Origin of the sequence: Auritidibacter sp. NML130574 (assembly GCF_003185725.2) — a bacterium.
GTDB classification, from domain to species: domain Bacteria; phylum Actinomycetota; class Actinomycetes; order Actinomycetales; family Micrococcaceae; genus Auritidibacter; species Auritidibacter ignavus.
This window is the reverse complement of sequence record NZ_CP031746.1, coordinates 1,697,385-1,720,180: the sequence shown is the minus strand read 5'-3', so window position 1 is coordinate 1,720,180 and position 22,796 is coordinate 1,697,385. Positions and strand designations below refer to the sequence as shown.

The 22,796-nt window shown below is 59.7% G+C and carries 19 protein-coding genes, 1 tRNA gene, 1 other RNA gene and 1 riboswitch; of the genes, 5 read left to right on the top strand and 16 right to left on the bottom strand.

Annotated features, from left to right (window positions below):
* Positions 1–207 precede the first annotated feature (207 nt).
* The 8 genes from DCC27_RS07800 to DCC27_RS07765 all read right to left on the bottom strand — a co-directional run bounded on the left by DCC27_RS07800 (position 208) and on the right by DCC27_RS07765 (position 10,527).
* Positions 208–1,347 (bottom strand): ABC transporter permease, encoded by a 1,140-nt coding sequence (locus DCC27_RS07800; RefSeq protein WP_110099165.1) that lies wholly within the window; start codon positions 1,345–1,347, stop codon positions 208–210.
* Positions 1,344–2,324 (bottom strand): ABC transporter ATP-binding protein, encoded by a 981-nt coding sequence (locus tag DCC27_RS07795; RefSeq protein ID WP_110101242.1) that lies wholly within the window; start codon positions 2,322–2,324, stop codon positions 1,344–1,346. The genes DCC27_RS07800 and DCC27_RS07795 overlap by 4 nt, the downstream gene beginning before the upstream one ends.
* A 111-nt stretch (positions 2,325–2,435) precedes the next feature.
* The gene (locus DCC27_RS07790; protein ID WP_110101241.1) at positions 2,436–3,161 is read right to left on the bottom strand and encodes a response regulator transcription factor; all 726 of its coding nucleotides are present in this window, start codon (positions 3,159–3,161) and stop codon (positions 2,436–2,438) included.
* A complete protein-coding gene (locus tag DCC27_RS07785) occupies positions 3,158–4,570 on the bottom strand; it encodes a sensor histidine kinase (protein WP_110101240.1) in 1,413 nt (470 codons plus the stop codon). The genes DCC27_RS07790 and DCC27_RS07785 overlap by 4 nt, the downstream gene beginning before the upstream one ends.
* Positions 4,567–5,475, bottom strand: coding sequence for a 3-methyladenine DNA glycosylase (locus DCC27_RS07780; RefSeq protein ID WP_110101239.1), 909 nt, complete (start codon positions 5,473–5,475; stop codon positions 4,567–4,569). Before DCC27_RS07780 ends, DCC27_RS07785 begins: the two co-directional genes overlap by 4 nt.
* Positions 5,476–5,651: 176 nt before the next feature.
* On the bottom strand, positions 5,652–6,938 hold the full coding sequence (locus tag DCC27_RS07775; RefSeq protein ID WP_110099911.1) for an aspartate kinase: 1,287 nt from the start codon (positions 6,936–6,938) through the stop codon (positions 5,652–5,654).
* Positions 6,939–7,110: 172 nt separating this feature from the next.
* Complete coding sequence (recR, locus tag DCC27_RS07770; protein WP_110099912.1) at positions 7,111–7,725, bottom strand: recombination mediator RecR; 615 nt, start codon at positions 7,723–7,725, stop codon at positions 7,111–7,113.
* A 36-nt stretch (positions 7,726–7,761) separates the two neighbouring features.
* Positions 7,762–10,527: a DNA polymerase III subunit gamma and tau gene (locus DCC27_RS07765; RefSeq protein ID WP_110101238.1), complete on the bottom strand. Its 2,766-nt coding sequence runs from the start codon at positions 10,525–10,527 to the stop codon at positions 7,762–7,764.
* 185 nt (positions 10,528–10,712) lie between these two features.
* On the opposite strand from DCC27_RS07765, the gene DCC27_RS07760 reads away from it, so the two are divergent.
* Complete coding sequence (locus DCC27_RS07760; RefSeq protein ID WP_110099914.1) at positions 10,713–11,234, top strand: type 1 glutamine amidotransferase domain-containing protein; 522 nt, start codon at positions 10,713–10,715, stop codon at positions 11,232–11,234.
* A gap of 8 nt (positions 11,235–11,242) precedes the next feature.
* On the opposite strand, the gene DCC27_RS07755 is transcribed toward DCC27_RS07760, so the two are convergent.
* Positions 11,243–12,208: a nitronate monooxygenase family protein gene (locus tag DCC27_RS07755; RefSeq protein ID WP_246840064.1), complete on the bottom strand. Its 966-nt coding sequence runs from the start codon at positions 12,206–12,208 to the stop codon at positions 11,243–11,245.
* Between the two features lie 786 nt (positions 12,209–12,994).
* On the opposite strand from DCC27_RS07755, the gene DCC27_RS07750 reads away from it, so the two are divergent.
* Entirely contained in the window at positions 12,995–13,207 is a 213-nt protein-coding gene (locus DCC27_RS07750; protein ID WP_110101237.1) for a hypothetical protein, read from the top strand.
* Positions 13,208–13,221: 14 nt separating this feature from the next.
* On the opposite strand, the gene ffs is transcribed toward DCC27_RS07750, so the two are convergent.
* Positions 13,222–13,318: signal recognition particle sRNA small type (ffs, locus tag DCC27_RS07745), an RNA gene on the bottom strand.
* Positions 13,319–13,462: 144 nt separating this feature from the next.
* On the opposite strand from ffs, the gene DCC27_RS07740 reads away from it, so the two are divergent.
* Positions 13,463–13,548, top strand: a tRNA-Ser gene (locus DCC27_RS07740).
* Positions 13,549–13,838: 290 nt separating this feature from the next.
* Positions 13,839–13,976, top strand: a complete 138-nt coding sequence (locus DCC27_RS12225; protein WP_158524667.1) for a hypothetical protein — start codon at positions 13,839–13,841, stop codon at positions 13,974–13,976.
* Between the two features lie 188 nt (positions 13,977–14,164).
* Here the strand turns inward: DCC27_RS12225 and DCC27_RS07730 are convergent, their stop codons facing one another.
* Positions 14,165–15,112 carry a PT domain-containing protein gene (locus DCC27_RS07730; RefSeq protein ID WP_117328643.1) on the bottom strand — a complete coding sequence of 316 codons (948 nt, stop codon included), beginning with the start codon at positions 15,110–15,112 and terminating at the stop codon, positions 14,165–14,167.
* A 1,108-nt stretch (positions 15,113–16,220) separates the two neighbouring features.
* On the opposite strand from DCC27_RS07730, the gene DCC27_RS07725 reads away from it, so the two are divergent.
* Positions 16,221–17,174, top strand: coding sequence for a cyclase family protein (locus DCC27_RS07725; protein WP_110101235.1), 954 nt, complete (start codon positions 16,221–16,223; stop codon positions 17,172–17,174).
* Between the two features lie 27 nt (positions 17,175–17,201).
* Here DCC27_RS07725 and ribH read toward each other — a convergent pair whose 3' ends face one another.
* The 5 genes from ribH to DCC27_RS07700 form a co-directional block, all read right to left on the bottom strand.
* Positions 17,202–17,687 carry a 6,7-dimethyl-8-ribityllumazine synthase gene (gene ribH / locus DCC27_RS07720; protein WP_110101234.1) on the bottom strand — a complete coding sequence of 162 codons (486 nt, stop codon included), beginning with the start codon at positions 17,685–17,687 and terminating at the stop codon, positions 17,202–17,204.
* Positions 17,684–19,072, bottom strand: coding sequence for a 3,4-dihydroxy-2-butanone-4-phosphate synthase (ribB, locus tag DCC27_RS07715; protein ID WP_110101233.1), 1,389 nt, complete (start codon positions 19,070–19,072; stop codon positions 17,684–17,686). Before ribB ends, ribH begins: the two co-directional genes overlap by 4 nt.
* 34 nt (positions 19,073–19,106) lie before the next feature.
* Positions 19,107–19,766 carry a riboflavin synthase gene (locus DCC27_RS07710; protein WP_110101232.1) on the bottom strand — a complete coding sequence of 220 codons (660 nt, stop codon included), beginning with the start codon at positions 19,764–19,766 and terminating at the stop codon, positions 19,107–19,109.
* Complete coding sequence (gene ribD / locus DCC27_RS07705; protein ID WP_110101231.1) at positions 19,766–20,920, bottom strand: bifunctional diaminohydroxyphosphoribosylaminopyrimidine deaminase/5-amino-6-(5-phosphoribosylamino)uracil reductase RibD; 1,155 nt, start codon at positions 20,918–20,920, stop codon at positions 19,766–19,768. Before ribD ends, DCC27_RS07710 begins: the two co-directional genes overlap by 1 nt.
* A gap of 86 nt (positions 20,921–21,006) precedes the next feature.
* A riboswitch (FMN riboswitch) is annotated at positions 21,007–21,144 on the bottom strand.
* A gap of 192 nt (positions 21,145–21,336) precedes the next feature.
* A complete protein-coding gene (locus DCC27_RS07700; protein ID WP_110110784.1) occupies positions 21,337–22,719 on the bottom strand; it encodes an aldehyde dehydrogenase family protein in 1,383 nt (460 codons plus the stop codon).
* Positions 22,720–22,796 lie beyond the last annotated feature (77 nt).

Sequence of the window (22,796 nt, the reverse complement as noted above, 5' to 3'; positions counted from 1 at the left end):
TGGTCACGTGTTTGCTAGTCTGCCAGAAATGACAACACACTGACTGGAGTGCATCGATCATCTCGACCACGATGCGCGCAGTGATCGGTCTCATTCTCCCTGACCGAGCCCTGGCGAATCCCAAGAGCTACCCATCTGTCAGGGACGTCGTCCCCGGCGGATGAGTAGCTCTTGCGGTATCTCAGTGGGTGGTATTGCCACCGAGCCTTAGGAGGCCAAGGCTTCCCGGAACTTGACGGCTTTGCCGATTTTCAGCACGGAGTTCTGGTAGATCCGGGTGGCCAAGGCCAATACCAACGCGGTGGTGAGAATTAACAGCCCCAGTGACCCCAGCACTTCCCACAGCGCCGCCTCGCCGGTGAAGACCCGAATCGGCATGGCAACGACTGCTGAGAAGGGAATCCAGCTCATCGCCGTGACGAGCGCGGTATTGGTGGGGTACATGACAATCAGCAGGTAGGGGACCAAGATCAGGAGCACGATGGGCGTGGAGATGGAACCAAGGTCTTCATTGCGCGAAACCATCGAGGCGGCCGCGGCGTACATCCCGGCCACCATGACAAACGAAATGGCGAAGAACAGTACGAACCACAGGGTCGGAGCGATCATTTGTTCACTGAGCAACGGCATCTGCTCGTCGTCGCCATTAACCAGAATGCCGATGACCGCGGCCAGTGCCATCAGCGCGATCTGGGCGAAAGCGACAATGGAGTTGCCCAGTACCTTGCCGAACAAGATGGCTCGAGCCGGGACAGCAGCCAACAGAATCTCGATGATCCGGGATTGTTTTTCTTCGACCACGGAGCTGGCCATGGTCTGACCGAAGAGGATGGCCGCCATAAAGTAAACCAGACCGAAAATCATGCCCAGCAGGTACATGATGGCGAAATTCTGGGCATCGGAATCCTCCAGGATGGTGATTTCCGGGGCGATCGACAGGGCGTCGATGAGCGCGCTGGGGGGTTCGCCCAGGGAGAGGACTTCAATACCCATGGGGTTGGTGTCGGTCACTTCGGTCAGGATCAGCCCGGCATCGGCCTCGCCGGAGGTCACCTGGTCTGTGACGGTCTCGGCGTCTTCGACGGTGGTGGCCTCAAGCCCGGGGACCGCATCGAGTCCGGCGTGGGGTTCGGCGGTGTTGCTGGCGTCCACGACGTCTTGGGAGATGGCTACGGTGGTGTCCGAGGAACCACCGGAGGTCAAGGATTCGGCTACGCGAGGTCCGAAGAGCGTACCGAGCAGCACCAGGGCGATCAAGATGATCCCGGTAATCACAAAGGCTTTGGACCGCAGGCGGGTTTTGATTTCACGTCCGGCCACAACGCTGGCCGCGCTCAAGCTGGTCATGGGTGGTCTCCTGGGGTGGTGTCAGCGGTATCGGATTGGTCGGTGACGACGTCGTGGAAGATCTCGTGCAAACTCCGGTGGATCGGACCGAACTCGAAGACGGTGCCACGGGTGATGGCCTGGGCCAGTAACTGATGGGCGGTCTGGGGGTTTTCGGCGGTGAAGCGTAGATCGCCGCCGTCGAATTCGGTGACCGTGATGCCGGGGACCTCTCGGGCCCACCCGGTGTCGGCATCGGTGCGCAACCTCCAGTCCTTAATTTCGGCCTGCTCGAGTAGCTGATCGCGGGTGCCGTTGGCGGCCACCTGCCCGTCGGCGAGGATGACCAGCTCGTCGCAGAGTCGTTCGACCAGATCGAGTTGATGAGAGGAGAACAGCACCGGGGCACCCCGGCTGGCGACATCTTGCAGGACCTCCAGGATGGTCTCGACCGCTTGCGGGTCGAGTCCGGAGAACGGCTCATCGAGCACGAGTGCGGCCGGCTCGTGGACCAGCGCGGCGGCGACTTGGACGCGCTGTTGGTTACCCAGGGAGAGATCTTCCAGATCATCTTTTGCCCGAGAGGCGAGGCCGAGACGCTCTAGGATCTCCTCGGAACGGTGGGAGGCAGCAGCGGAGTCGACGCCGTGGAGTTTGGCCAGGTAGACCAGCTGTTCTTTGACCGGCATCTTCGGGTACAGCCCGCGTTCTTCGGGCATGTAGCCGATTTGAGAGCGGTACCGGGCATCGATGGGGGAACCATTGACGGTGATGGTGCCGCCATCGTGGTCGAGTACACCCATCAAGATGCGCATGGTGGTCGTTTTACCGGCACCGTTACCTCCCACGAAACCGGTCATCAGGCCCGGTTTGATGGAGAAGGAGAGCTCTTTGAGCACTTGGCGGGTGCCGTAGGACTTGATCAGGTTGTCGATGACGATTCCGGACTCGGCCGAGGCCCCAGCGGCCGGCGGGGGAGCATTGTCGTGATGTCTCATATCACCAATGTAGAAAACGGGTGGCCGGGGCGTCCTCCCCCTATTGGGTGAACTTTGACCACTTGCGGCCGGGCGCCAGAAGACTGAGAGGAGCGAGATGAGTGAGATGGGCTAGATGTGGTGTTCGTAGGCCCAAATCACTGCGTGGACCCGATCCTTGACCCGCAGTTTCATCAGCAGATGCGACACGTGAGTCTTGACGGTGGCAGCACCGACGACCAGGTGTTCGGCGATTTCGGGGTTGGAATAGCCCTGGATGAGCATGTGGAAGATCTCGGTTTCTCGCCCGGTGAGCTCGTTGAGGACTTCCGGTCCGGCGGCTTCGAGCAGGGCAGCCGGTTTCGGGCGAGTAATGGGGGCCGGCTGGTCAGGCTGGTCTGCGGTGGGGGTCTGGCCGGCGAAACGCTGCAGGACCCGTCCGGTAACTTCCGGGGCCAGTAGTGCGTCCCCATCACCCAGGGTGATGATTGCGTCGATAATGTCCTCGGCCCCGGCGGTCTTGAGCAAGAATCCGGAGGCGCCGGCCTCGAGGGTTTCGAACAAGAAATCGTCGCGATCGAACGTGGTCAGGATCAGCACCGAGCTGGTCGTGGAGAGCCGGGCGATCTCCCGGGTGGCTTCGATTCCATCCATCACCGGCATGCGGACGTCCATACACACCACATCGGGGTGGTGGGTGCGAACCAGCTCGATGGCTTCGACGCCGTTGGCTGCTTCACCCACCAGCTGTAATCGGGGTTCGGTCGCGATCATCGCGGCCAGTCCGGTACGGATCATGGGCTGGTCATCGACCAGCACGACGCTCAAGGTCTCATCGAGTTCATCGGGGGTGTTCATGCGAGCTGGGTCCTGGACGGTGGTGGAGCGTCGAACGGTTCGGTTGCTTCGGTGGAGATCGTGGTTACCTCGCTCGAATCCGCGGGTGTCTCGGTGAGCGGGATGTTGGCTCGAATCAGCCAGCCACCGGAAGATTTCGGTCCGGCGGTGAAGGTCCCATCCAGCGCGGTGACGCGTTCGGTGAGCCCTTGCAGCCCGCACCCGGTGCCCTCAGCGAGGCCGGTATGCTGAGAAGCCCGACGCATCGAGCTGGGGGACTGGTTATGATCGGAGACTTCCAGTTCGATCGCATCAGCCAGATAACGCAACCGGACCACCACGGTGGCGGTGGCCCCGGCATGTTTGCGGGCGTTATTGATGCCTTCCTGGGCGATCCGGTACAGCGTCAGCTGCACCGAGGAGGGGACCTCGGGGCGGGCGACACCGGGCTGGCTGGGTTCAATAATTTCTAGTCGGACGGTTTGGGAGGTGGCATGAGCCGTTCGCACCAGATCGGGAAGCTGACTGAGATCCGGTAGCGGCGCGGTGTGTTCTGGCTGGTCGCGCAGTGTGTAGACCAGGGCCCGCAACTCGGCGATGGTCTGCTGTGCGGCGGTCTCGATGGCACGCAATTGCTCGACTCCAGCGACATTGCCGGTGCTGTCGGTACTGCCCTTGGCTGATGTGTCCAGGCTACGCCGGGCCGCGGAGGCATGAATGCCCATCACGGTCACGTGGTGGGCGACGACGTCGTGTAGTTCACGGGCAATGTGCATCCGTTCGGCGTGCACGGCCGAGGCCGCCAGTTGTTGTTGCGCCTCGTGAAGCTCGCGGTGGGCCGTCGAGAGCTTCTGATGGGCGAGATGGAGCTGGTTGTGGGCGATTGCGCCCTGCCAGGAGGAGTTCCCGAAGATCCAGGCCAAGAAATAGAAGATTGCGTTGACCAACCATTGGGATCCCAGCGCGGTGAGGGTCTGATAGAGGTCCGCACCCGTGGCTTGGGCCTGGGTGATGGCCTGGATCGAGGTCGCGATCAGCCACGCGAGGATCAGTCCGATAATCCCAACCCGGACCCATAGGGCGCGCCGGCGATCATTCGACCAGGCCCCGACCCCGTAGAAACTCACAAAGAGCACGATCTGGTACGAGTACACCTCCACGCCGATGGTGTGATTGAACACGATGGCCGCCACCGCCAGGTAGCTGGCTACCGTGCAGGGGAAGCGCCGGTAGAGGATCATGGGTAAAGCCAGCAACGGCACGCTGAGATAGGTGCCCCAGGTGGTGAATCCCATGGTCTCGAGCAGTCCCGAGCGATGCGATAACGCGGTAAAGATTAGCCCGATGATCACTAAGCCGGCACCGATCAGTGCGTCGGTGCGTAGCCAGTGGGGCGGAAGGTCGCGGCGGTGCTCGGCGGATTCGGTCACAGCGTGCTCCAGGGGGTCAGTACCTCGAGCAGACGGGCACGCAACACCTGAGCGCGCTCGGAAAACTCTTTCTGCAAGCGGGTGTATTCGGCTTTGCCGTCCCGGGTCTCGATGCGGATGGGGTCCAGACCCCAGTCGGAGAGGTCATAGGGCGAGGCGCGCATATCCATCACCCGGATCTGCCAGGCCAGCTCGAACGTCTCGGCCATCAGATCCGAATCCACCAGTGGCACCATCTTGTAGCTGTGACGGTAGAGATCCATATTGGCGTGCAGACAGCCGGGCTGTTCTAGTTCGGGTGCGCGCTTGCGGGTGGGCCTGAACTGGTTGAGCGGTTTGGCCTCGGGCGCGTAGAACCGGTAGGCATCAAAGTGGGTGCACGTGATCTTGTGGGATTCCACCACCTCGTCGGTACCGGATGCTCCGAGTCGCAACGGTAGCTGGGCGTGCCGAATCCCGTGGCGGTCCGAACGGTAGGCCATCGCCCACTCGTGCAGACCAAAACAGCTCAGCTGGGCCCGGCGGGGTAGTGTGGCGGCGAGCAGATTGACCGTGACATTGATGGCGGTCTGGCGCTTGGCACGAAAAGAGTCGGTATCCACGCGGTACCCACCCCAGTCTGAGTCATACCGGTAGTGCGGGTAGTCAGCATGGTCGGGGGCCTGACCGGTGTGATCGGGGAGCAACACAGCGTGGGGACCCGGATGCCAGCGCTTCAGCGCTCCGGCGGTGAAGGAATAGTAGGAGAACATGAAGTCGAAGATCGGGTGTTTGATCCCGGCCGCGCGGAGCTCGAAAAGTTCCCGGGTCAGCTCGGTGATGCGCTGGCTGTGTGCGGTGGATCGGGCCCGATAGTCCTCGGCATCCACCACCGTCAGGGTTCCGGGGCTGGTGGCTGTGTGCATGGGTGACAGTCTAGAAGATCACTGCGAGGTGGGTCATCCCCCGCGGGAGTGAAACAGGCCGGTCCGCCACCGGGTGAGTACCCGGGGTGGTGGACCGGCCATCACGTGTGGTCAGTTGCCGTGACGTCTTGCTGTGTTGAGGTCTTAACCTCTTAGCGCCACTGGCGGGACCGGTGTTAGCGGCCGGTGCCAGCGTAGACGGTGGCTTCTTCTTCGGCGTCGAGGTCGAACTCGGTGTGGATCGCCTTGATCGCGTCATCGAGCTTCTCGGCAGCGGTGATCACCGAGATGCGGATCTCGGAGGTCGAAATCAAGTCGATGTTGGCGCCGGCGTTGTGCAGTGCGTCGAAGAACCGGGCGGAGATCCCGGGGTTGGAGCGCATACCGCCACCGACCAGGGAGACCTTACCGATGTTCTTATTGAACAGCGTGTCCTCGAAACCGATGTCCTCCTGCGCCTCGCGCAGGGCCCGCAATGCCTCGTCGCCCTGATCCTTGGGGATGGTGAAGGAAATATCGGTACGACCGGAGCCGGCACGCGAGACGTTCTGGACGATCATATCGATATTGGTGTTGGTCTTGGCCACGACGTGGAAGACCTCGGCGGCCTTACCCGGCACGTCGGGTACACCGATGACGGTGACTTTACCTTCGGATCGATCGTGAGCAATACCGGCAATGATGGGTTGTTCCAAGGGTTCGCCTTCCTTCAGGTGGATCGAATCGGCTGGATCGGGGATGACCCACGTTCCTTGATGGTGGGAAAATGAGGAGCGGACGTGGAGTTTCACACCAAAGCGGCGGGCATATTCCACCGAGCGCAAGTGCAGGATCTTCGATCCTGAGGCCGCCATTTCCAGCATTTCCTCGGAGGAGATTTCGTGGATTTTCTTCGCGGTGGGCACCACGCGGGGGTCTGCGGAGTACACGCCATCAACATCGGTGTAGATCTCGCAGGCGTCGGCCCGCAATGCTGCCGCCAAAGCCACCGCCGTGGTATCGGAACCACCGCGTCCCATGGTGGTGATGTCTTTGGATTCAGGGCTCATGCCCTGGAAACCGGCCACAATGGCAACATCGCCCTCATCGACGGCTTCTTTAATGCGGTAGGGGTTGACCTGCACGATCCGGGCATCCCCGTGCTGGGTGTCGGTGAGCATACCGGCCTGAGAACCGGTGAAGCTACGGGCCGTGATACCGCGTTCGTGTACGGCCATGGCCAGCAGGGACATGGAAATGCGCTCGCCGGCCGAGAGGAGGATATCCATTTCGCGCACTGGGGCTTGACGAGAAATTTTATCGGCGAGGTCCAGCAGGTCATCGGTGGTGTCTCCCATGGCGGAGACCACCACGACCACTTGGTTCCCAGATTTTTGGGTGTCGGCAACACGACGTGCTACCCGTTGGATGGATTTGGCATCGGCAACCGAAGAGCCGCCGTATTTTTGAACGATAAGACTCATTGAGAACTTTCGCGATTGATGTGCGTGCTAACAAGACATTAAGTGTACGGAGGATGCCACCCCAGCGCACCTGAAAAAAGGTGTAATTAAGCAGATACGGGTGAAATATTGCGAATTGGGGGTATGTTCGTGGCTGAGTTGTGAGCTGAGACATGCGAGGTGATGACCTGTATCACTCTTGTGAGGGGGATTCTCCCAAGCGACGGCGGCCTTCGAAGGCTCGGCCCAGCGTGACTTCATCGGCATATTCTAGATCTCCACCCACCGGCAAGCCCGACGCCAACCGGGAGATGGTGATCCCGGTGGCAGCGAGCATGCGAGTCAGGTACGTTGCGGTGGCTTCGCCTTCCAAGTTGGGGTTGGTGGCAATGATGACCTCTTGGATGGTGTCGTCTTGTAGTCGGGAGAGCAACTCGCGGACGTGGAGTTGCTCGGGTCCCACTCCACCGATGGGGTTAATCGCTCCGCCTAAAACGTGATAGCGACCGTGGAAGGTGCGAGTGCGCTCGATGGCCAGCACATCCTGGGATTCCTCCACCACACATAGCAGTCCGCGATCACGAGACTCATCGGCGCAGATCGGGCAGATCTCGTGTTCGGTGACATTGAAACAGACCGAGCAGAGTTGAATCTTTTCCTTGACCACGCGGATGGCATCGGCGAGTTTCAGCATCTCCTCGGCATCGGCCTCCAAGATGTGGAAGGCAATGCGTTGGGCAGACTTCGGGCCGATACCGGGTAGTCGGCCCAGTTCGTCCATCAAGTCTTGGATGGCGCCGTCATACACGATGGGACCTTCTTTGGTTGAGCTGGTGGTAAGCGATCAGGATGAGAACTTCGGAGTGCCGTCGGGGTTGAGTTCTTCCACGAGCCGGGCGTTGAGGATGCGCTCTAGCACCGGGCGTCCGACAAGGCCGGAGTCCTCAACGAGAACGTCATCCTCGCTGGCAACCTCTTCGTTCCAGGCTACTGGTGCCGGCTCGTCGTGAGTGGCTGGTTCGGGGTGGCGATCGCTCGGGTCCTGGTGGGGGTGCTGTTGCGGTGAAGGAGCGGGGGGATGGACCGGGGAAGACGCGACGGTGTTATGTGCCGTGTTTTTCCGGTACTGGTTCATCATCTGCTGGAACATTGACGGCCGGGAAGAGTTTTGGGTGTCTTCACCGGGCGCGGATTCCGCAGCCTGGGGTGTAGTGGTGGTCTCTGCGGAGCCGGGGTCAGTATCGGTGGTGTTCTGGGTGCCGGGGCGATTGGTGTCTGGCGCGTGAGCGCTCGGCGGAGCAGGAGAGGCTGAATCTTGCCTCGGCGTAGAGGAATCGGGGGTCTTGGGGGGATAGGTCGGGATCAAATCCCCGAAACGTTCCTGGAACTCTGCGCGAAGTTCAGCCTCGGGTTTGGCGAAGAAAGGGACCTTGGGCTTGGTGGCTGGATCTGGGGTAGGGATGAATCCGGCGTAGCCGTCCTCAGCAACCGGCTCGGAGGCGGACTGAGTTGCCTGTGGCGGTGCGGGGGCGGGTTGCTGCTGTGGGGACTGGTGAGGTGCGGGGGATGTCTCACCCTCGTCGGGTATTTCGTCCCAGGCCACAGGGGCCTGCTCGTCTTCGGCGAGTTCAGCAAGTTCTTCGGCACTGGGCTGGTAGTCGGAGACGGCCGATCCGGTGTGCACAGGCGTCTGGTCCGGCGCCCCGGGGCGCTCGTTCTGACCAGTCTCTGCGGACGGAGGTTCCTGGCCCGACTCGCGCGCTGGAGCAGATCGCGTGGGAGTCTGTGGCGCCGGGGGCGCAGAGACCTCGGTGGACGTCACTGCTGGGGTCTCTGCCGCCGGCGTCGGGCGGCTTTCAGCTTTTGGGTCGGCACCACCGCCACCACTACCGCCGGAGTTGGGGGCCGCAACCGATGGGGTGGCCGTATCTGATCCGACCACTAAGTCCACCTGAGGTTCAAGGCCCAGAATCTGCTGGTAGGCCTGGGCAATGATCTGTTCACCACCACGCTTTTGGGCGGTGTGCTTGGCCCCGTCATTCCGGAAGCCGATCGTCAACGTGGTGCCATTAAAGCCGGCAATGCCCGCGTTGTCTTTAAATGTCATCCACATCAGGCGTGAATGTTGTTCGAGATAGTTGATCACCTCCGGCCACGCGCGACGAACCATTTCCACCCGGGAACTGCCTTGGTCCGGGCTGGGCTGACGCGGCTCAGCCGACTGGTCCGGCTGAGTGTGCTGGGGTGGCGCTTGTGGTGGTTCCGACTGCTGGGGTTGGTCGCTGGGAGCAGGTTCCGGTTGTTGCTCGTCGCCGGCATTCCCGCGCAGAGTAGCCCGCGCCAGGGCGGCCCCAGAGGTGGTGGTATTGCCAGCAGTGGCCGCAGTGGCGGATGCACCGCTAGCTGTCGACTCAACTGCCCCGGTTGGGGCAGCAGGGGGCGCTGCGCCGTAGTCCAAACGGCGCTCAATGCGTTCAATCCGGGCAGCCAGGCCCTGCTGGGTCTCATCGATCGAGGGCAACATCAGTCGCGCGACCAACAGCTCCAGGTGAAGTTTGGGCGAGGTTGCCCCGACCATTTCAGTCAGGGCCTTTGCGGTGATGTCCGCGGCTCGCGAAAGCTCAGCGGCTCCCATCTGGGCGGCTTGGGCATTAAGGCGACGGATCTGGTCCTCAGAGACGCCATGCAACACACTTCCAGCATTCTCGGCCATGGCTTTGACGATTACCACGTCGCGCAACCGTTCCAGGAGATCTTCCACGAAGCGACGCGGGTCCTGCCCGGATTGGATCACCCGGTCGATGACTTGAAAGGACGTTTCGGAGTCTTGGGCTGCCAGGGAATCGACGACATCATCTAATAAGGACTCGGGGGTGAACCCCAACAGGTTCACAGCGAGCTCATAACTGACGCCTTCCTCGGTGGCTCCGGCAATGAGCTGGTCGAGTACCGAGAGCGTGTCGCGCACTGAACCGCCACCGGCTCGAACCACCAAGGATAAGACTCCGGGCGCAATCGCAATGTGTTCGAGTCCGGCCAGCGACTCCAGATAGTTCATCAGCGGTTCGGGGGGAACCAGTCGGAACGGGTAGTGATGAGTCCGCGAGCGGATGGTGCCGATGACCTTATCTGGCTCGGTGGTGGCAAAAATAAACTTGATGTGCTCGGGTGGTTCCTCCACGATCTTCAACAGCGCGTTGAAACCAGCAGAGGAGACCATGTGTGCCTCGTCGACAATAAAGATCTTGTAGCGGTCCCGGGTGGGAGCAAACGTCGCACGTTCCCGCAGGTCACGTGCATCATCTACACCGCCGTGAGAGGCCGCGTCAATCTCGATCACGTCCAGGGAGCCCGGACCACCGGTGGCTAGCTCGCGACAGGAATCGCACTCGCCACAGGGCACCGGCGTGGGCCCCTGGACACAGTTCAAGCAACGGGCCAAAATACGGGCCGAGGTGGTCTTGCCACAACCGCGTGGACCGGAGAACAGATAGGCGTGGTTGACCTTATTTTTGCTCAGCGCGTTCTTCAGCGGCTCGGTCACATGTTCCTGACCGATCACATCATCAAATGTGTCCGGACGGTAGCGACGGTATAAGGCGGTGGTCACATCAGTACACCTTAGTCGCTGTCAGCCAAAAGTGTGTAGCTGACCGAATCCGCATCGATCGTATCCCCTTGACGAGACCGTCGAGAAGTACTTGCGTTAAAAGGGAGCAACAGGATCTCAAACCTGCACGACAAATGCATCGACAATCCATCGGGATATCGTGAACAACGTCGCGAAAGGAGTCACTGATTCTCGTGGCACAGCGTGTTGCTTTTTTGGTCACTGACAACTATGAGCCTTCAGAATTGACGGAACCCTGGAAAGCTGTAGCCGAAGCAGGGGCTGAGCCCGTGCTGGTTTCTCCGAAGCAGCAGGAAGTATCCGGTAAAGAAGGTGCCCACGCCCAGCCGGTTGACCTTGAGGTGGCCCAGGCGAAGGCAGAGGATTTCGATGCTCTCGTTCTACCGGGTGGCACCGGCAATGCTGATGCGATCCGTCTGGATGAAAACGCTGTGGCTTTCACTCGCGGGTTTTTCGACCAGAACAAACTCGTGGCCGCAATTTGCCACGGCGCATGGATTCTGACCGATGCTGAGGTACTCCAGGGTCGGAAGCTCACGAGCTTCCCCTCACTGAAAACCGATCTGCGCAACGCCGGGGCAACCTGGGTGGACGAGGAGGTTGTCGTCGATGGCAAGCTCATCTCCTCGCGCACTCCGGCAGATCTGGACGCCTTTAACCGCGAGATTGTCAACAAACTCGGGTAATCACGTGGTTACTCACTAAGTTGCTGTGCCACCAGTGCTTTGTGCTGGTGGTACTGCTCGGCGAGGGCGCCGATGATGGATGCGGCCGGCGCCACGGCGTCAATTTGTCCCACGCCTTGGCCGGAACCCCAGATATCTTTCCAGGCTTTCGCGCCACCGTCATTCCAATCCATTGTGGAGGAGTCTCGTTCAGCCAGGTGGTCGGGGTCTAGGCCGGCAGCGGTGATACTGGGCTTCAGGTAGTTTCCGGCAACGCCCGTGAAAGCCGAGGTGTAGACGACATCTGCGGCAGCAGAATCGAGCACCATCTGCTGATACGCATCGGGCACGTTCGCTTCCGTGGCAGCAATGAACTTCGTGCCGACATAGGCAAAATCTGCGCCCAGCACTTCGGCGGTGAGAATAGATTGTCCGGAGGCAACAGAACCGGACAGTGCAATCGGCCCGTCGTAGAAACGACGAATTTCAGGGACCAAAGCAAACGGGCTGGTAGCTCCTGCGTGACCACCCGCACCTGCACAGACCAGGATCAGCCCATCGACGCCGGCCTCGATAGCTTTACGTGCGTGCCGAACGGTGGTGACATCGTGGAAAACTAATCCTCCATAGTCGTGGACTACTTTGACGACCTCGGTGGGAGCGTGCAAAGACGTGATCACGATCGGAACTCGGTGCTTGACACAGACGCCAAGATCGTCCTGGAGGCGCTTGTTCGTGGGGTGGACGATCAAATTCACCGCATAAGGAGCAATGCGACGTTCTGGCTCTTGTTCTTTGAGGGAAGCCAGTGTCGTTTCGATCTCGTCAAGCCAGACCTCAAACTGTTCCTGTGGCCTGGCATTCAAGGCTGGAAACGATCCGATAACGCCATTGCGACACTGTTCAATGACCAGTTTCGGATTCGAAATAATGAACAGGGGTGCACCGATGACTGGCAACGTCATGTTCGCTTTGAGATCTTCGACTACCGTCACGGCTTTTTCTCCCTTGGTTGAGCTCTTTCGGGGGTGAGCTTGGCGCTTTGCAGAGCCCATGCCCCGCTGACTAGTGTAAGTGATTTTCACCATATGTCACGAGGCTGTGGTAATGCGGCTTGTCGTGTTGTTTGAATTTGCGCAACAAAAAAGTGGCCCGGATGGTATCGCATCCGGGCCACCTCTCATCACTCACACCTTGAAGAGGTTGATATCAACTCTAAGGGGCTTAAATGTGAAGAGGCTTGAGTCAAGGTTAAAGGAATCTGGGAATCTGACGATCTTTTGCTACCGCGAAGAGTGCTTCGTTGTAAAAGAGCACGCAATGTGGGCGATCTACCGGCGCGCGGTGGAGAGTCGGAGAGAACCTCGAAACTGCTGCGCCACGCTAAGCTGTTCCCCTCACGCCGTGGGGCACATGTGCTGAGACAATGTTGGATGGACGGCGATGGCGTGGCTGGATAACTCGCCGGTTACGGGCTAGACCGGGATTGTGAACGGTCTGGTCGTGGATGTCTGGCCGTGGATAGCTCATGGTCGAACGCAGTCTGTTGAGTCAAAGAATCGGCCCGGATACTTGGGGGAGTATCCGGGCCGATCACTATCACTCATCACTCACACCTTGGAGGCGCTGGTTCCAGTCTAAGATGCGAATATGTGAGGACCCTTGGAACCGGGTCAGCAGTTGCTGGCAATTCTGAGTTAGCGCGAGAACTTCAGGAACGGGGGCATGAGATAATAGGAGTACGTAGTGGTCACAACAGCTTTCGGATCAAGAGGAATGTGATGAAGTACTTGTCTACCCCCGGATTGTTCGCTGGAGTCTGGACCGGTGTGTTGTTCGCCTTTATGTTCACTGTCGACTTTAACTTCTTATTGGCCCTGGTCTTTGGATTGGTGCTCGGTCTCGTCGTGACCGTTGTCTTCAACCTGGGTACACCCACCGATCAAGAGCCGTGGGCTAAGCGGGCGCGGAACAAGGGCGAGACTGCAGCCTAGCCTAGAAGTTATAACAAAAAGGCCCCTCACGTACCTGCCAGAGCCTTCCTACCCTTGCTACATTCCTGTCCTGGGGGAGTTCAGAAAGATGACACCACGTGAGGAGCCGTGACCCATCGTATCAGGTCATGACAAGAGCCGGGCGCAGGAGTCATTCAGGCACTGTCGGTGCGCATTTTGAAAACGTGTCATGATTTCAGCTATGCTTGAACCTGCTCTTGCACGAAGACGGCATGTGTTCGAGTGAGAGCTCAAGGAGGATTCGCATAGCGGCCTAGTGCGCACGCCTGGAACGCGTGTTGGGTTAACAGCCCTCAGGGGTTCAAATCCCCTATCCTCCGCGTACGACCCCGGGAACCGTTGAGTTTCCGGGGTTTTTCGTTGCAAACAAAGGAAATTAGTGGAATTGGCTTATCTCAGGTTGTTCCAGGATATGCGCCAAAATACCCTAAAACTAGGGACAGGACATAGGGACATGGCACGACCTGAGAAGCTACCTCGAGGGATCACGTTCAGGCGAGGTAAGTACAGGGTCAGAATGAGCTACTTAGGTGTGCAGTATGAGATAGGTCAGTTTGATCGGCGTCAGGACGCAGAGAAAGCTCTTGAGATAGCTAAGGAACAGAAAGCTATGGGTGTTTTCGTTCCCCCGGCCAAACTGAAGCAACAGCGAAAGGCTCAGCGACAGGTTGAAGAAGCACAGGCGGTCAAGGACGCTAGAACAGTGCGTGACCTCGGCGAGGCGTGGCTGGCATGGTTGGAAGAATAGAGCCGGAGTCTTGGCACCCTGTACATGTACAAACGACTACTTGAATGGCATGGCCAGTCTATTGTCGGTTTTTTGGATTCAAGATGGCGTCGATATTGATGGGGCAGGTCTGCTATGACCTGCCCCATCAATATTTGTGAGTTGCTTTGTTGCAGGGTCGGTTTAGGCCGACCTATTTTATTTGTGTTTTAGGAGTGAGCGCGGCGACGTGCTGCGATGAGTGCAGCTGCACCACCGGCAACAGCCAGAGCGCCAGCTCCGGCGAGTACGCCGGCGGTGGCACCGGTGTTAGCCAGGGTGTCTCCGCCACTCTGCTGACCGGAACCTGCGGCTACAACTTCCTTGTCGCCAGAGCCCTTGTCGCCAGAGCCTTTGTTGCCAGAGCCCTTGTCGTCGGAGTCCGAGCCGTTGTCGGCGCCAGAGCCGTCTTTATCTGCCACGACGGTGAAGTTGACGGTGCAGTCTTTGGCTGGTTCTCCGTTGCCCTGCGTGCCGTCAACAGTTACGGTGTAGTCGCCAGTGGCCAGTGCGGTCTGGGTTCCTTCCCCGGGTGCCTCGTCTTCGTTACGGGTCTCTTGGCCCAGATTGAAGGCGAAGAATCCTTCTTCGTCGGCTTGATCCGAGAACTCAGCGTTGTCGACGTCTGAGTCAGTGGAGACTGCCCAGGTGTACTGGGATCCGGGTTCCAGGCCTACGCCGGCGAAATCGACGCCGGACAAGGTTTCACCCTGGGCCAGGGTGTTGTCTTCGCGTGGGCCACTGCCGGCTGAATCAACGATCCACACATCACAGGTATCCGGCAGTTCCGTATCAGTAGGCGACGGCTCGTCGGTGGGTTCGTCGGTTGGGTCGTCGGTGGGCTGGTCGGTGGGGTCGTCGGTTGGGTCGTCGGTGGGTTCGTCGGTGGGCTGGTCGGTTGGGTCGTCGGTGGGTTCGTCGGTGGGCTGGTCGGTTGGGTCGTCGGTTGGGTCGTCGGTGGGCTGGTCGGTTGGGTCGTCGATGGGCAATTGTCCACCGTTGCCGGGCTCATTGGGGTCAGCGATAGCCGGGCTGATCATCAGGCCACAAGACAGCGCAGTTGCGGATCCGAATCCGACGATTGTCGCCAGAACGCTCTTTTTGGATGAGGTGGACATGGGGCTCTCCTTAGTGGAATGAAGTTGTGCCTAAAAGAATTGAGGGAATGAACTACCCGGAGGCTGAGCGACCCTCTCGAGTCAAGACTTTGGCTCGAACTCAAAATCAAGGGTATAAGCACCTCGTGGGAGGTACAAGGGCTTTTTGTCAAACTTCGGCGGTATCGCAGGGATGTAGCTTCGATTCTGGTCAGGCAGTCTCCGGCAAACTGGCTAGTCAGGATGATATTTTTTGACTTTTAGGGTGGCTGTGCAATCTTTTTTAACCGAAGAATATTATTCTCATTTCTGACGCCGGGTGCGCGCGTTCCGACCTTGAGGCGTTCGGTATCCTGTACGTTTCATTATTTGACTTTTGATCCGGAGGGTCGGCGCCATCTGGTTATTGTTAGCTATGTGGTAACTAATCATTAACTATCGGTTAATTATTTCATTTCGGTTAGTTAAGGATCATCGACTCATCGTGGCGCGGAAGTACGAGTGGCATGAGCGGATTCTCGGGTACTAGAAACCGGGGTTAGCACTATCGTTGACGGTGGGGAAAGTGGAGGATTACTCATCGGTGGTCGGAACGTTCTACAAGGTATCTTCGACACGGATGTTTTCTCTGTCTGGGGTTGAATGGGTTCGTTGTTCCTCCTCTCCCATCGGTGTAGCCCGGATTGGTGACTCATCGGAGAACGTGGCGTCGCGCTGACCGTCTTCCTTACTGCGCTCGGCGGGTTCTGCCGCCGGAAACGTGCCATGATTTGTTGTCCGAAGGCTAACCTGTCGGTGCCCATAGGGTTACCGTCCTGGTCGTCGTTATCTTCGGTGTGCTCCGTTCTTCCGCCAGGCTTCCGTTAGCGCCGACGGGTTGTCGGAATCGTCAACACGGGGTACGGCTAGTATCCGCGAAAGCTGGAATTGGGGGCGTTAGGCAAGGCTGCAGTAACACTTCACCCTGGGGTTGCTACAAGAACACGCCAAGGTGCCTCGCGAAGTCCATTCTGGACCGTGCGAATCTTGCGCTCGCCGTTCGCGTGTAACTATGATGTACGCCACATTGAATCGGGTGAGGTGGAGGTCAAAACCTCTTTCGCGACGGGGATAGATAGGACGAATTCAGATGCCACATGTGCCAGAACTGAGAGAACTACTAGCGAATGCTCCGAAGAATTGGGGACGTTGGGGTGCGGACGATGAGGTGGGCGCCCTGAATTTTCTCACCAGAGATGAGGTGCTCCGGGGTATCAAAGCTGTGTCGGAGGGCGAGGTTCTCACCCTGCAACGCATGATTGGTGATCCGAAAGGCGACCCGGTTTTCCCAGGGCGCGAACCAGCCAAGCTAGAGATGATTACCGATGAGTCGTCCTGGGATGTTGGCACGGGGCCAGAGTTCCCCGGCGGTATGCACTATGCCGATGACAAAATGTTGGCGTTCTTGCAGGGATCAACCCAGTACGACGCTCTGGGACACGTCTGGTACGACGGAACGCTGTGGAATGGCTACGATGCACGCACCACGGTTGGTGGTTTAGATAAAGCGAGCGTCGCCCCCATTGCGCAACGTGGTGTGGTGGGGCGAGGAGTCCTTCTCGACATAGCTCGGTATCGAGGCGTGGAATCACTCGATGCCGGGGAAACCTTCGACCACGAGGAGCTTTTAGCTTGTGCAGAACATCAGAACATCACGCTCGAGAAGCACGACATCGTGGTCATCCGTACCAATTACCTCCAACGGTTCCACGATGAGGGGGAGTCGTTCTATGAGGATTTTTGCGAACCGGGCTTGGCTTATTCTCCGGATCTTGTGGAGTGGTTCCATGAGATGGAGATCCCCAATTTGGTGACCGATTTGATTGGTAACGAGGTCACGTTCGATCCTGCCACCGGGGTTGCTTTGGTGCTACATAATGCGCTGATGCGCAACCTGGGGGTTGTTTTTACCGAAATTTGCGACCTCGAAGAGCTGGCAGAGAAATGTCACGCTGACGGTAAGTACGACTTTCTCTACACTGCCGCGCCACTGAAGATTCACCGCGCTACCGGGTCTCCGGTGAACCCCCTCGTGATTCGATGAGTACTCTCACCGCGACTCCTCTTGGCGTCATGACGAACTACGACCGGTCGTGATCTTTTGCACTGCCCGGGCCAGGTGCAAAGCAGCTTCAGCAGCTTCTCGGCCTTTGGACTCGCGCGCCCCGGCTGCTCCCGAACGATCCCAGGCTTGTTGCTCGTTGTCTACAGTCAATACCCCAAATCCGACGGGTTTGCCGGTATCGAGCTGGACCCGGGTGAGCCCCTGTGTGACAGCACTGGAGACATAGTCGAAGTGCGGAGTTTCTCCACGGACGATGACCCCAAGACAAACCGCGGCATCAAATCCCGTCCTTAAGGCAACCTGGGTAGCCAGGGGAAGTTCGAAGGAGCCGGCCACGGTAAAAGTTTCCGCTTCGGCCCCGGACTCGATGATGGTCGTGATTGCCTCCTGTTGCATGGTCGAGATGACGTGGTGATGCCAACTGGCGGCGACGATGGCTACGTTAAGACCCTCAGCATTCACGGAAAGCTGGGGCGCTCCTGCAGAGCTCATGCGGACAGGTTCCTCTCTGTACTCTGATCTGTGGCGGGACCTACGGATTGCGCCGAGGAAACTCCGGCGGTCGTCACAGACTGGGTGTTGGTCGTGATGGTCAAGGTCTGGGGGAGTGTATGGCCCATCTTGTCGCGTTTATCGCGCATGTATTGGACATTAGTGTCATGGATGTTGACCACCAGGGGCACGGTATCGACGACGGTAATACCTTCGCTGGTGAGCTGAGCGACCTTCTCGGGATTATTCGTCAACAGTCGCACCCGCGTCATACCGAGCTCGGCCAGGATCTCGGCAGCCACCTCGTAATTGCGGGCATCGGCTGGTAAGCCCAGCTGAAGATTGGCCTCCACGGTATCCAGTCCTTGTTCCTGCAGGGCATAGGCCCGCAGTTTGTTGGCCAGTCCAATACCGCGCCCTTCGTGGTCGCGCAGATAAATTACTGCGCCGCCCTCGGCGTGGATCTGCGCTAGAGAGGCATCGAGTTGCGGACCACATTCACACTTCAGCGAGCCGAAGACCTCACCGGTAATGCACTCGGAATGGACTCGCACTAACGGGACGTCGCGCCGGTCTTCGGCGTTGGCCGAACCCGGGGCTGTCACCGCCAAATGGTCAATGCCCTGCTGGCGATCCCGATAGGCCTTGATCCGGACATCACCGTGGATCGTGGGGACCAGCGTGTCGGCCAGTAGCGAGACCCGGCGGTGGGCGCGGTGCTGTACTGGTGAGGTGCCCGACTGCAAGTGCTGGGAGGCGTCAGTGGCATGGCGGGGATCGCGCTCATTGAGGTAATCAATCAGCTTCTCGATCGTGGTCACCGGAACCTGTTCGGCAGCACCGAGTTCTTGTAGCTGCGGCAGACGCATCATCTCACCGTCATCGGCGACAATTTCGGCAATGACCGCCACCGGGGCCAGGCCGGCCAGCTTCATTAATTCCACCGAGGCCTCGGTGTGGCCTGGGCGGACCCGCACCCCACCGTCCACGGCACGTAAGGGGAGCACATGCCCGGGACGGGTCAGGTCTGCTGGCACACCGCAGGGGTCGGCCAGCCGGTGGAATGTGGTCATCCGGTCATGGGCTGAAATCCCGGTCGTGATTCCTTCGGTGGCATCGACGGTGACGGTATAGGCGGTGGCTTGGGGATCCTGACTGTGCTCGACCATCATCGGCAGATCTAACCGATCGGCGATCTCGCGCGTCATCGGTGCGCACAGCAACCCCGAGGAATGTTTGACTGCCCAGGCGATCGACTCCTGGGTAGCCAGCTGGGCGGAAATGATGACATCGCCCTCATTTTCGCGGTCTTGATCATCAGCGACAATAACCGGCCGGCCTGCTTTTAAGGCGGTGACCGCCTCGTCAATGGATGCTAAGGACAACAGATGCCTCCGTTCAGAACGATAGGGTGATACCTCAGTTGGCTGAGGTGCGGTCGAAGGGGACGATGAGTGAGCGGTCGAATTGGGCCAGGCGCGCTAGGTGCCGGGCTAGAACATCGGTCTCGAGGTTGACCGCGTCCCCGGGGCCGAGTTGCCCCAGCGTGGTGGCTCGCAAGGTTTCGGGGATCAGCGAGACCTCAAACCAGGGAGTCGTTTCAGCCGGTCCTGACACGGCGGAAACGGTCAGGGAAACGCCGTCGACGGTGATCGATCCTCGATCCACGATCAGTGGGGCAACCGTTGTGGTCGCCGCATCCCCGAGTAGTGCGAACCGGATCTTGCGCCATTGCTGGCCAGGGTGGATTTCGGCGACCACTGCGCGGGCATCGCAGTGGCCCTGGACCACATGCCCACCGAGTCGGGCATCCGCCCGCAGGGCCCGCTCCAGATTCACCGGAGCCCCGGCGCCTAAGTTGCCCAGCCCGGTAACGGCCAGAGTTTGGGCCATCACGTCCAGGCTGATCTCGGTGTCGGTGTGGTCAACGATGGTCAAACACACGCCGTTGACGGCAATCGAGTCCCCGTGGCTGGCATCGGATGCCACCAGCGTGGAGCGGACGCGCAAGCGTTGGCCATCTCCATCGGGGGTGAGATCGAGGACCTCTCCGAGGTCTTCCACCAGTCCGGTAAACATCAGGGCCTCCTGTCAGGTGAGTAAGCGATTGGGTGGTGTTCTTCTGTGGTTGATGGTATGACGTATGGGGCGGGAGTTGCGATCGTCACGTGATCCGCACCCAGCTGGTGGCGCTCGTGGATGATCAGCGGGGGTGCCTGCTCCAGGCTGGTGACGCCGATATCGTCCAGGGCAGTGCGCGGTCCTCCCAGTAGCACCGGTGCGGTGTAAATCAGGAATTCATCCACGAGGTGTTCCCGGATCAGGGAGGAGATCACGCGTGGTCCCCCATCAACCAGCACGCTGGTGATGCCCTGATCCCGCAGGGAAGCGAATTCGAGCAGCAGTTCACCCGGGTGTTGCGGTGTGAGGCGCACGGCGGAATGCAGTCCGCGAGCTGCCAGAGCAGGGCTACGGTGCACGGCTGCCGTATCGGGAATATCCCGTGAGCCGAGCACGATCGGCACCGGTTGCTCGTCGGCGGGCACCAAGAGCTCTCCCTGCGCGGTACGAGCGGTGAGAGCGGGATCATCGGCCAGCACGGTTCCGGTGCCGACCAGGATGGCGTCGGCCGCGGCGCGACGACGGTGCGCATCAGCGCGTGCTGTCGGACCGGTGATCCACTGACTGGTGCCATCGGTTGCGGCTATTCGACCGTCTAAAGATTGCGCCCACTTCGCCGTGATCTGCGGGCGGGGGAGTGTGCGGGCCAGCCAGGTGCCCAACAGGCGGTATCCGGTGACGGGATCGACCGGTCCGATAACTTGCACACCGTGGCTGGTCAAGAAGTCTGCGCCCCCGCGTGCGGTGGGGGTGGGATCGTCCATCGCGTAGACCACTGTGGCAATCCCGGCCTCGAGCAGTGCCTGGGCACACGGGCCGGTACGACCGGTGTGGTGGCAGGGTTCTAGCGTGATGACGGCGGTGAGCTCGTGGCCACGGTCGGCCCAGGAAGCAGGTAGTTGCCTGAGTGCGTCCACTTCAGCGTGGTCGGTTCCAGCACCACGATGCCACCCCTCGGCCCGGATTCGGCCGGCGGGATCGATCAGCACACACCCCACCTGTGGGTTGTCGGTGTCGGCCGGGCCGAAGCGGGCGATTTGGAAGGCACGATCCAGCGCTATCCGCCTGTGGGTGCGTGCTACCGTGGAGAAAGAGTTCTCGGTGTTCATCATCTTCTCTGATCATGATTCCCGGCTCGGTGAGCCGGTATGCACCGAGGGAAGGCAACCCCAACATAACGGGTGCCTTTGTTGCAATCATCGTGTTCCTTTTATCCGGACTCGCGCCTGAGGCGCATCACCGTCGGTCTCGGAATTTCGCCGAGTCGGCCTCGCGGGTGCGAGGTTCGCGGACTGTCACCGCCGGTTCGGATTCTCACCGACCCCCGGAACATGAGGGTCATCTTACTCTGGTTTCGTCGTGTGTGCACCCGCAGGGTCATGTCGACTGTCATATTTCTGCACCCTGGCATCAGGCGGGTGGCGCGGGGAGGGACTGGAGACACAGTTGAGGCCCATGAACGCCCTCACGATGGGGCAGATCACGGGCCTCAACGGGATCTGTCTAGGACACCAGATGAGCGCGGTTCTTAGTGTTCGTTGTGGATACGCACCAGACGTTCATTGGTGAAGCCCTGCAGTGCCCACCGTTCGTTTTCACGACCGTAACCGGAGCGGTTAATACCGCCGAAGGGGTACTCGGGGCTGGACTCTTGGTGAGCGTTCACCAGGCACATACCGGCGTTGATCCGCTCGGCGAACTCGCGACCCTTCTCGGGGTCCTGAGTCCAGACCGAAGACATCAGGCCGTACTCGGTGGAATTAGCGATGCGCAGGGCATCTTCTTCGTCCTCGGCCTTAAAGATCATCACGGCCGGTCCGAAAACTTCGGTTTGACCCAGCGTGGAGTGCGGATCAATATCGGTCAGCAACGCCGGGGACATCCAGGCGCCGGGGCGATCCAGCTTTTCGCCACCGAAGCGTAGGGTTGCGCCGTCGGCGACACCGTTGTGAATCTGTTCGAGGACCTCGTCACGGGCCTGTACCGAGGAGAGCGGGCCCATGTCGGTCTCGGGATCGTCGTAGGGGCCGACCTTGACATCAGCCAGCGCCTTTTCGGCAGCGGCGACGAAGTCGTCGTACAGCTCCTTGACCACGATCATCCGCTTCGGGGAGGTGCAGACCTGGCCGGCGTTCGAGGTGCGAATACCAACCAGCTTCTTGGCCAGGGCGTCCACATCGTTGGTGTCTAGCACCACGGCCGGGTCGTTACCGCCCAGCTCCAGCACCGAGCGCTTGTAGTATTTGGCTGCCACGGAGGCCACCGACGCGCCGGCACTTTCTGAACCGGTCAGGGAGAAGCCCTTGACACGGAAGTCTTTCAGCACTTCTTCGGTGTCGGAAGAGTTCAGGTAGATGTTGGTGTACACACCCTGGGGCAGTCCAGCTTCTTCCAGCAGGGTCTGGAACATCTGCGAGGACTCAGGACAGATCGAAGCCTGCTTCATCAAAATGGTGTTACCCACCATTAGGTTCGGCAACACGAACCGAGCGATCTGGTTATACGGGAAGTTCCACGGCATGATGCCCAACAGCACACCGAGCGGGTCGTGCTTGACGTAGGTACGGTCCGCCACGGGAGCATCCGGCAATTCGGTGGTCTCCAAGAACTCTGCGGAGTGCTTGGCAAACCAGCGGGCCGTGCGGGCAACCTTATCGACCTCCGCCTTGCCTTGGGGGAGTGGCTTGCCCATTTCACGCCCGATGATGTGCGCCAGCTCTTCGGCACGTTCATCCAGGAGATCTGCGAACCGGTTCAGAATCTCAGCACGCTTGCTCAGGTCGGTCTGGGACCAGGATTCGTAGGCCTGATAGGCCGTGTCAATGATGACGGGAATCTCTTCGGTGGTCAGTGAGTCGAAAGTCTTCTCAACTTCACCCGTGTTGGGGTTAGTGACTGCGTATTTGCTCATGGTTCCAGCAAACACCGGAAAACCGATTTGGTAAAGGGGCATCGCGCCCCGGACGCCGTATTCATGCGAAAAGCGTA

Excerpts from the sequence above, each read along its gene's own strand:
- DCC27_RS07800 (WP_110099165.1), bottom strand. The coding sequence starts at position 1,347 with ATGACCAGCTTGAGCGCGGCCAGCGTTGTGGCCGGACGTGAAATCAAA.
- DCC27_RS07795 (WP_110101242.1), bottom strand. The coding sequence starts at position 2,324 with ATGAGACATCACGACAATGCTCCCCCGCCGGCCGCTGGGGCCTCGGCC.
- DCC27_RS07790 (WP_110101241.1), bottom strand. The coding sequence starts at position 3,161 with ATGAACACCCCCGATGAACTCGATGAGACCTTGAGCGTCGTGCTGGTC.
- DCC27_RS07780 (WP_110101239.1), bottom strand. The coding sequence starts at position 5,475 with ATGCACACAGCCACCAGCCCCGGAACCCTGACGGTGGTGGATGCCGAG.
- DCC27_RS07775 (WP_110099911.1), bottom strand. The coding sequence starts at position 6,938 with ATGAGTCTTATCGTTCAAAAATACGGCGGCTCTTCGGTTGCCGATGCC.
- DCC27_RS07750 (WP_110101237.1), top strand. The coding sequence starts at position 12,995 with ATGAAGTACTTGTCTACCCCCGGATTGTTCGCTGGAGTCTGGACCGGT.
- DCC27_RS12225 (WP_158524667.1), top strand. The coding sequence starts at position 13,839 with ATGGGTGTTTTCGTTCCCCCGGCCAAACTGAAGCAACAGCGAAAGGCT.
- DCC27_RS07730 (WP_117328643.1), bottom strand. The coding sequence starts at position 15,112 with ATGTCCACCTCATCCAAAAAGAGCGTTCTGGCGACAATCGTCGGATTC.
- DCC27_RS07725 (WP_110101235.1), top strand. The coding sequence starts at position 16,221 with ATGCCACATGTGCCAGAACTGAGAGAACTACTAGCGAATGCTCCGAAG.
- ribH (WP_110101234.1), bottom strand. The coding sequence starts at position 17,687 with ATGAGCTCTGCAGGAGCGCCCCAGCTTTCCGTGAATGCTGAGGGTCTT.
- DCC27_RS07710 (WP_110101232.1), bottom strand. The coding sequence starts at position 19,766 with ATGTTTACCGGACTGGTGGAAGACCTCGGAGAGGTCCTCGATCTCACC.
- ribD (WP_110101231.1), bottom strand. The coding sequence starts at position 20,920 with ATGATGAACACCGAGAACTCTTTCTCCACGGTAGCACGCACCCACAGG.
- DCC27_RS07700 (WP_110110784.1), bottom strand. The coding sequence starts at position 22,719 with ATGAGCAAATACGCAGTCACTAACCCCAACACGGGTGAAGTTGAGAAG.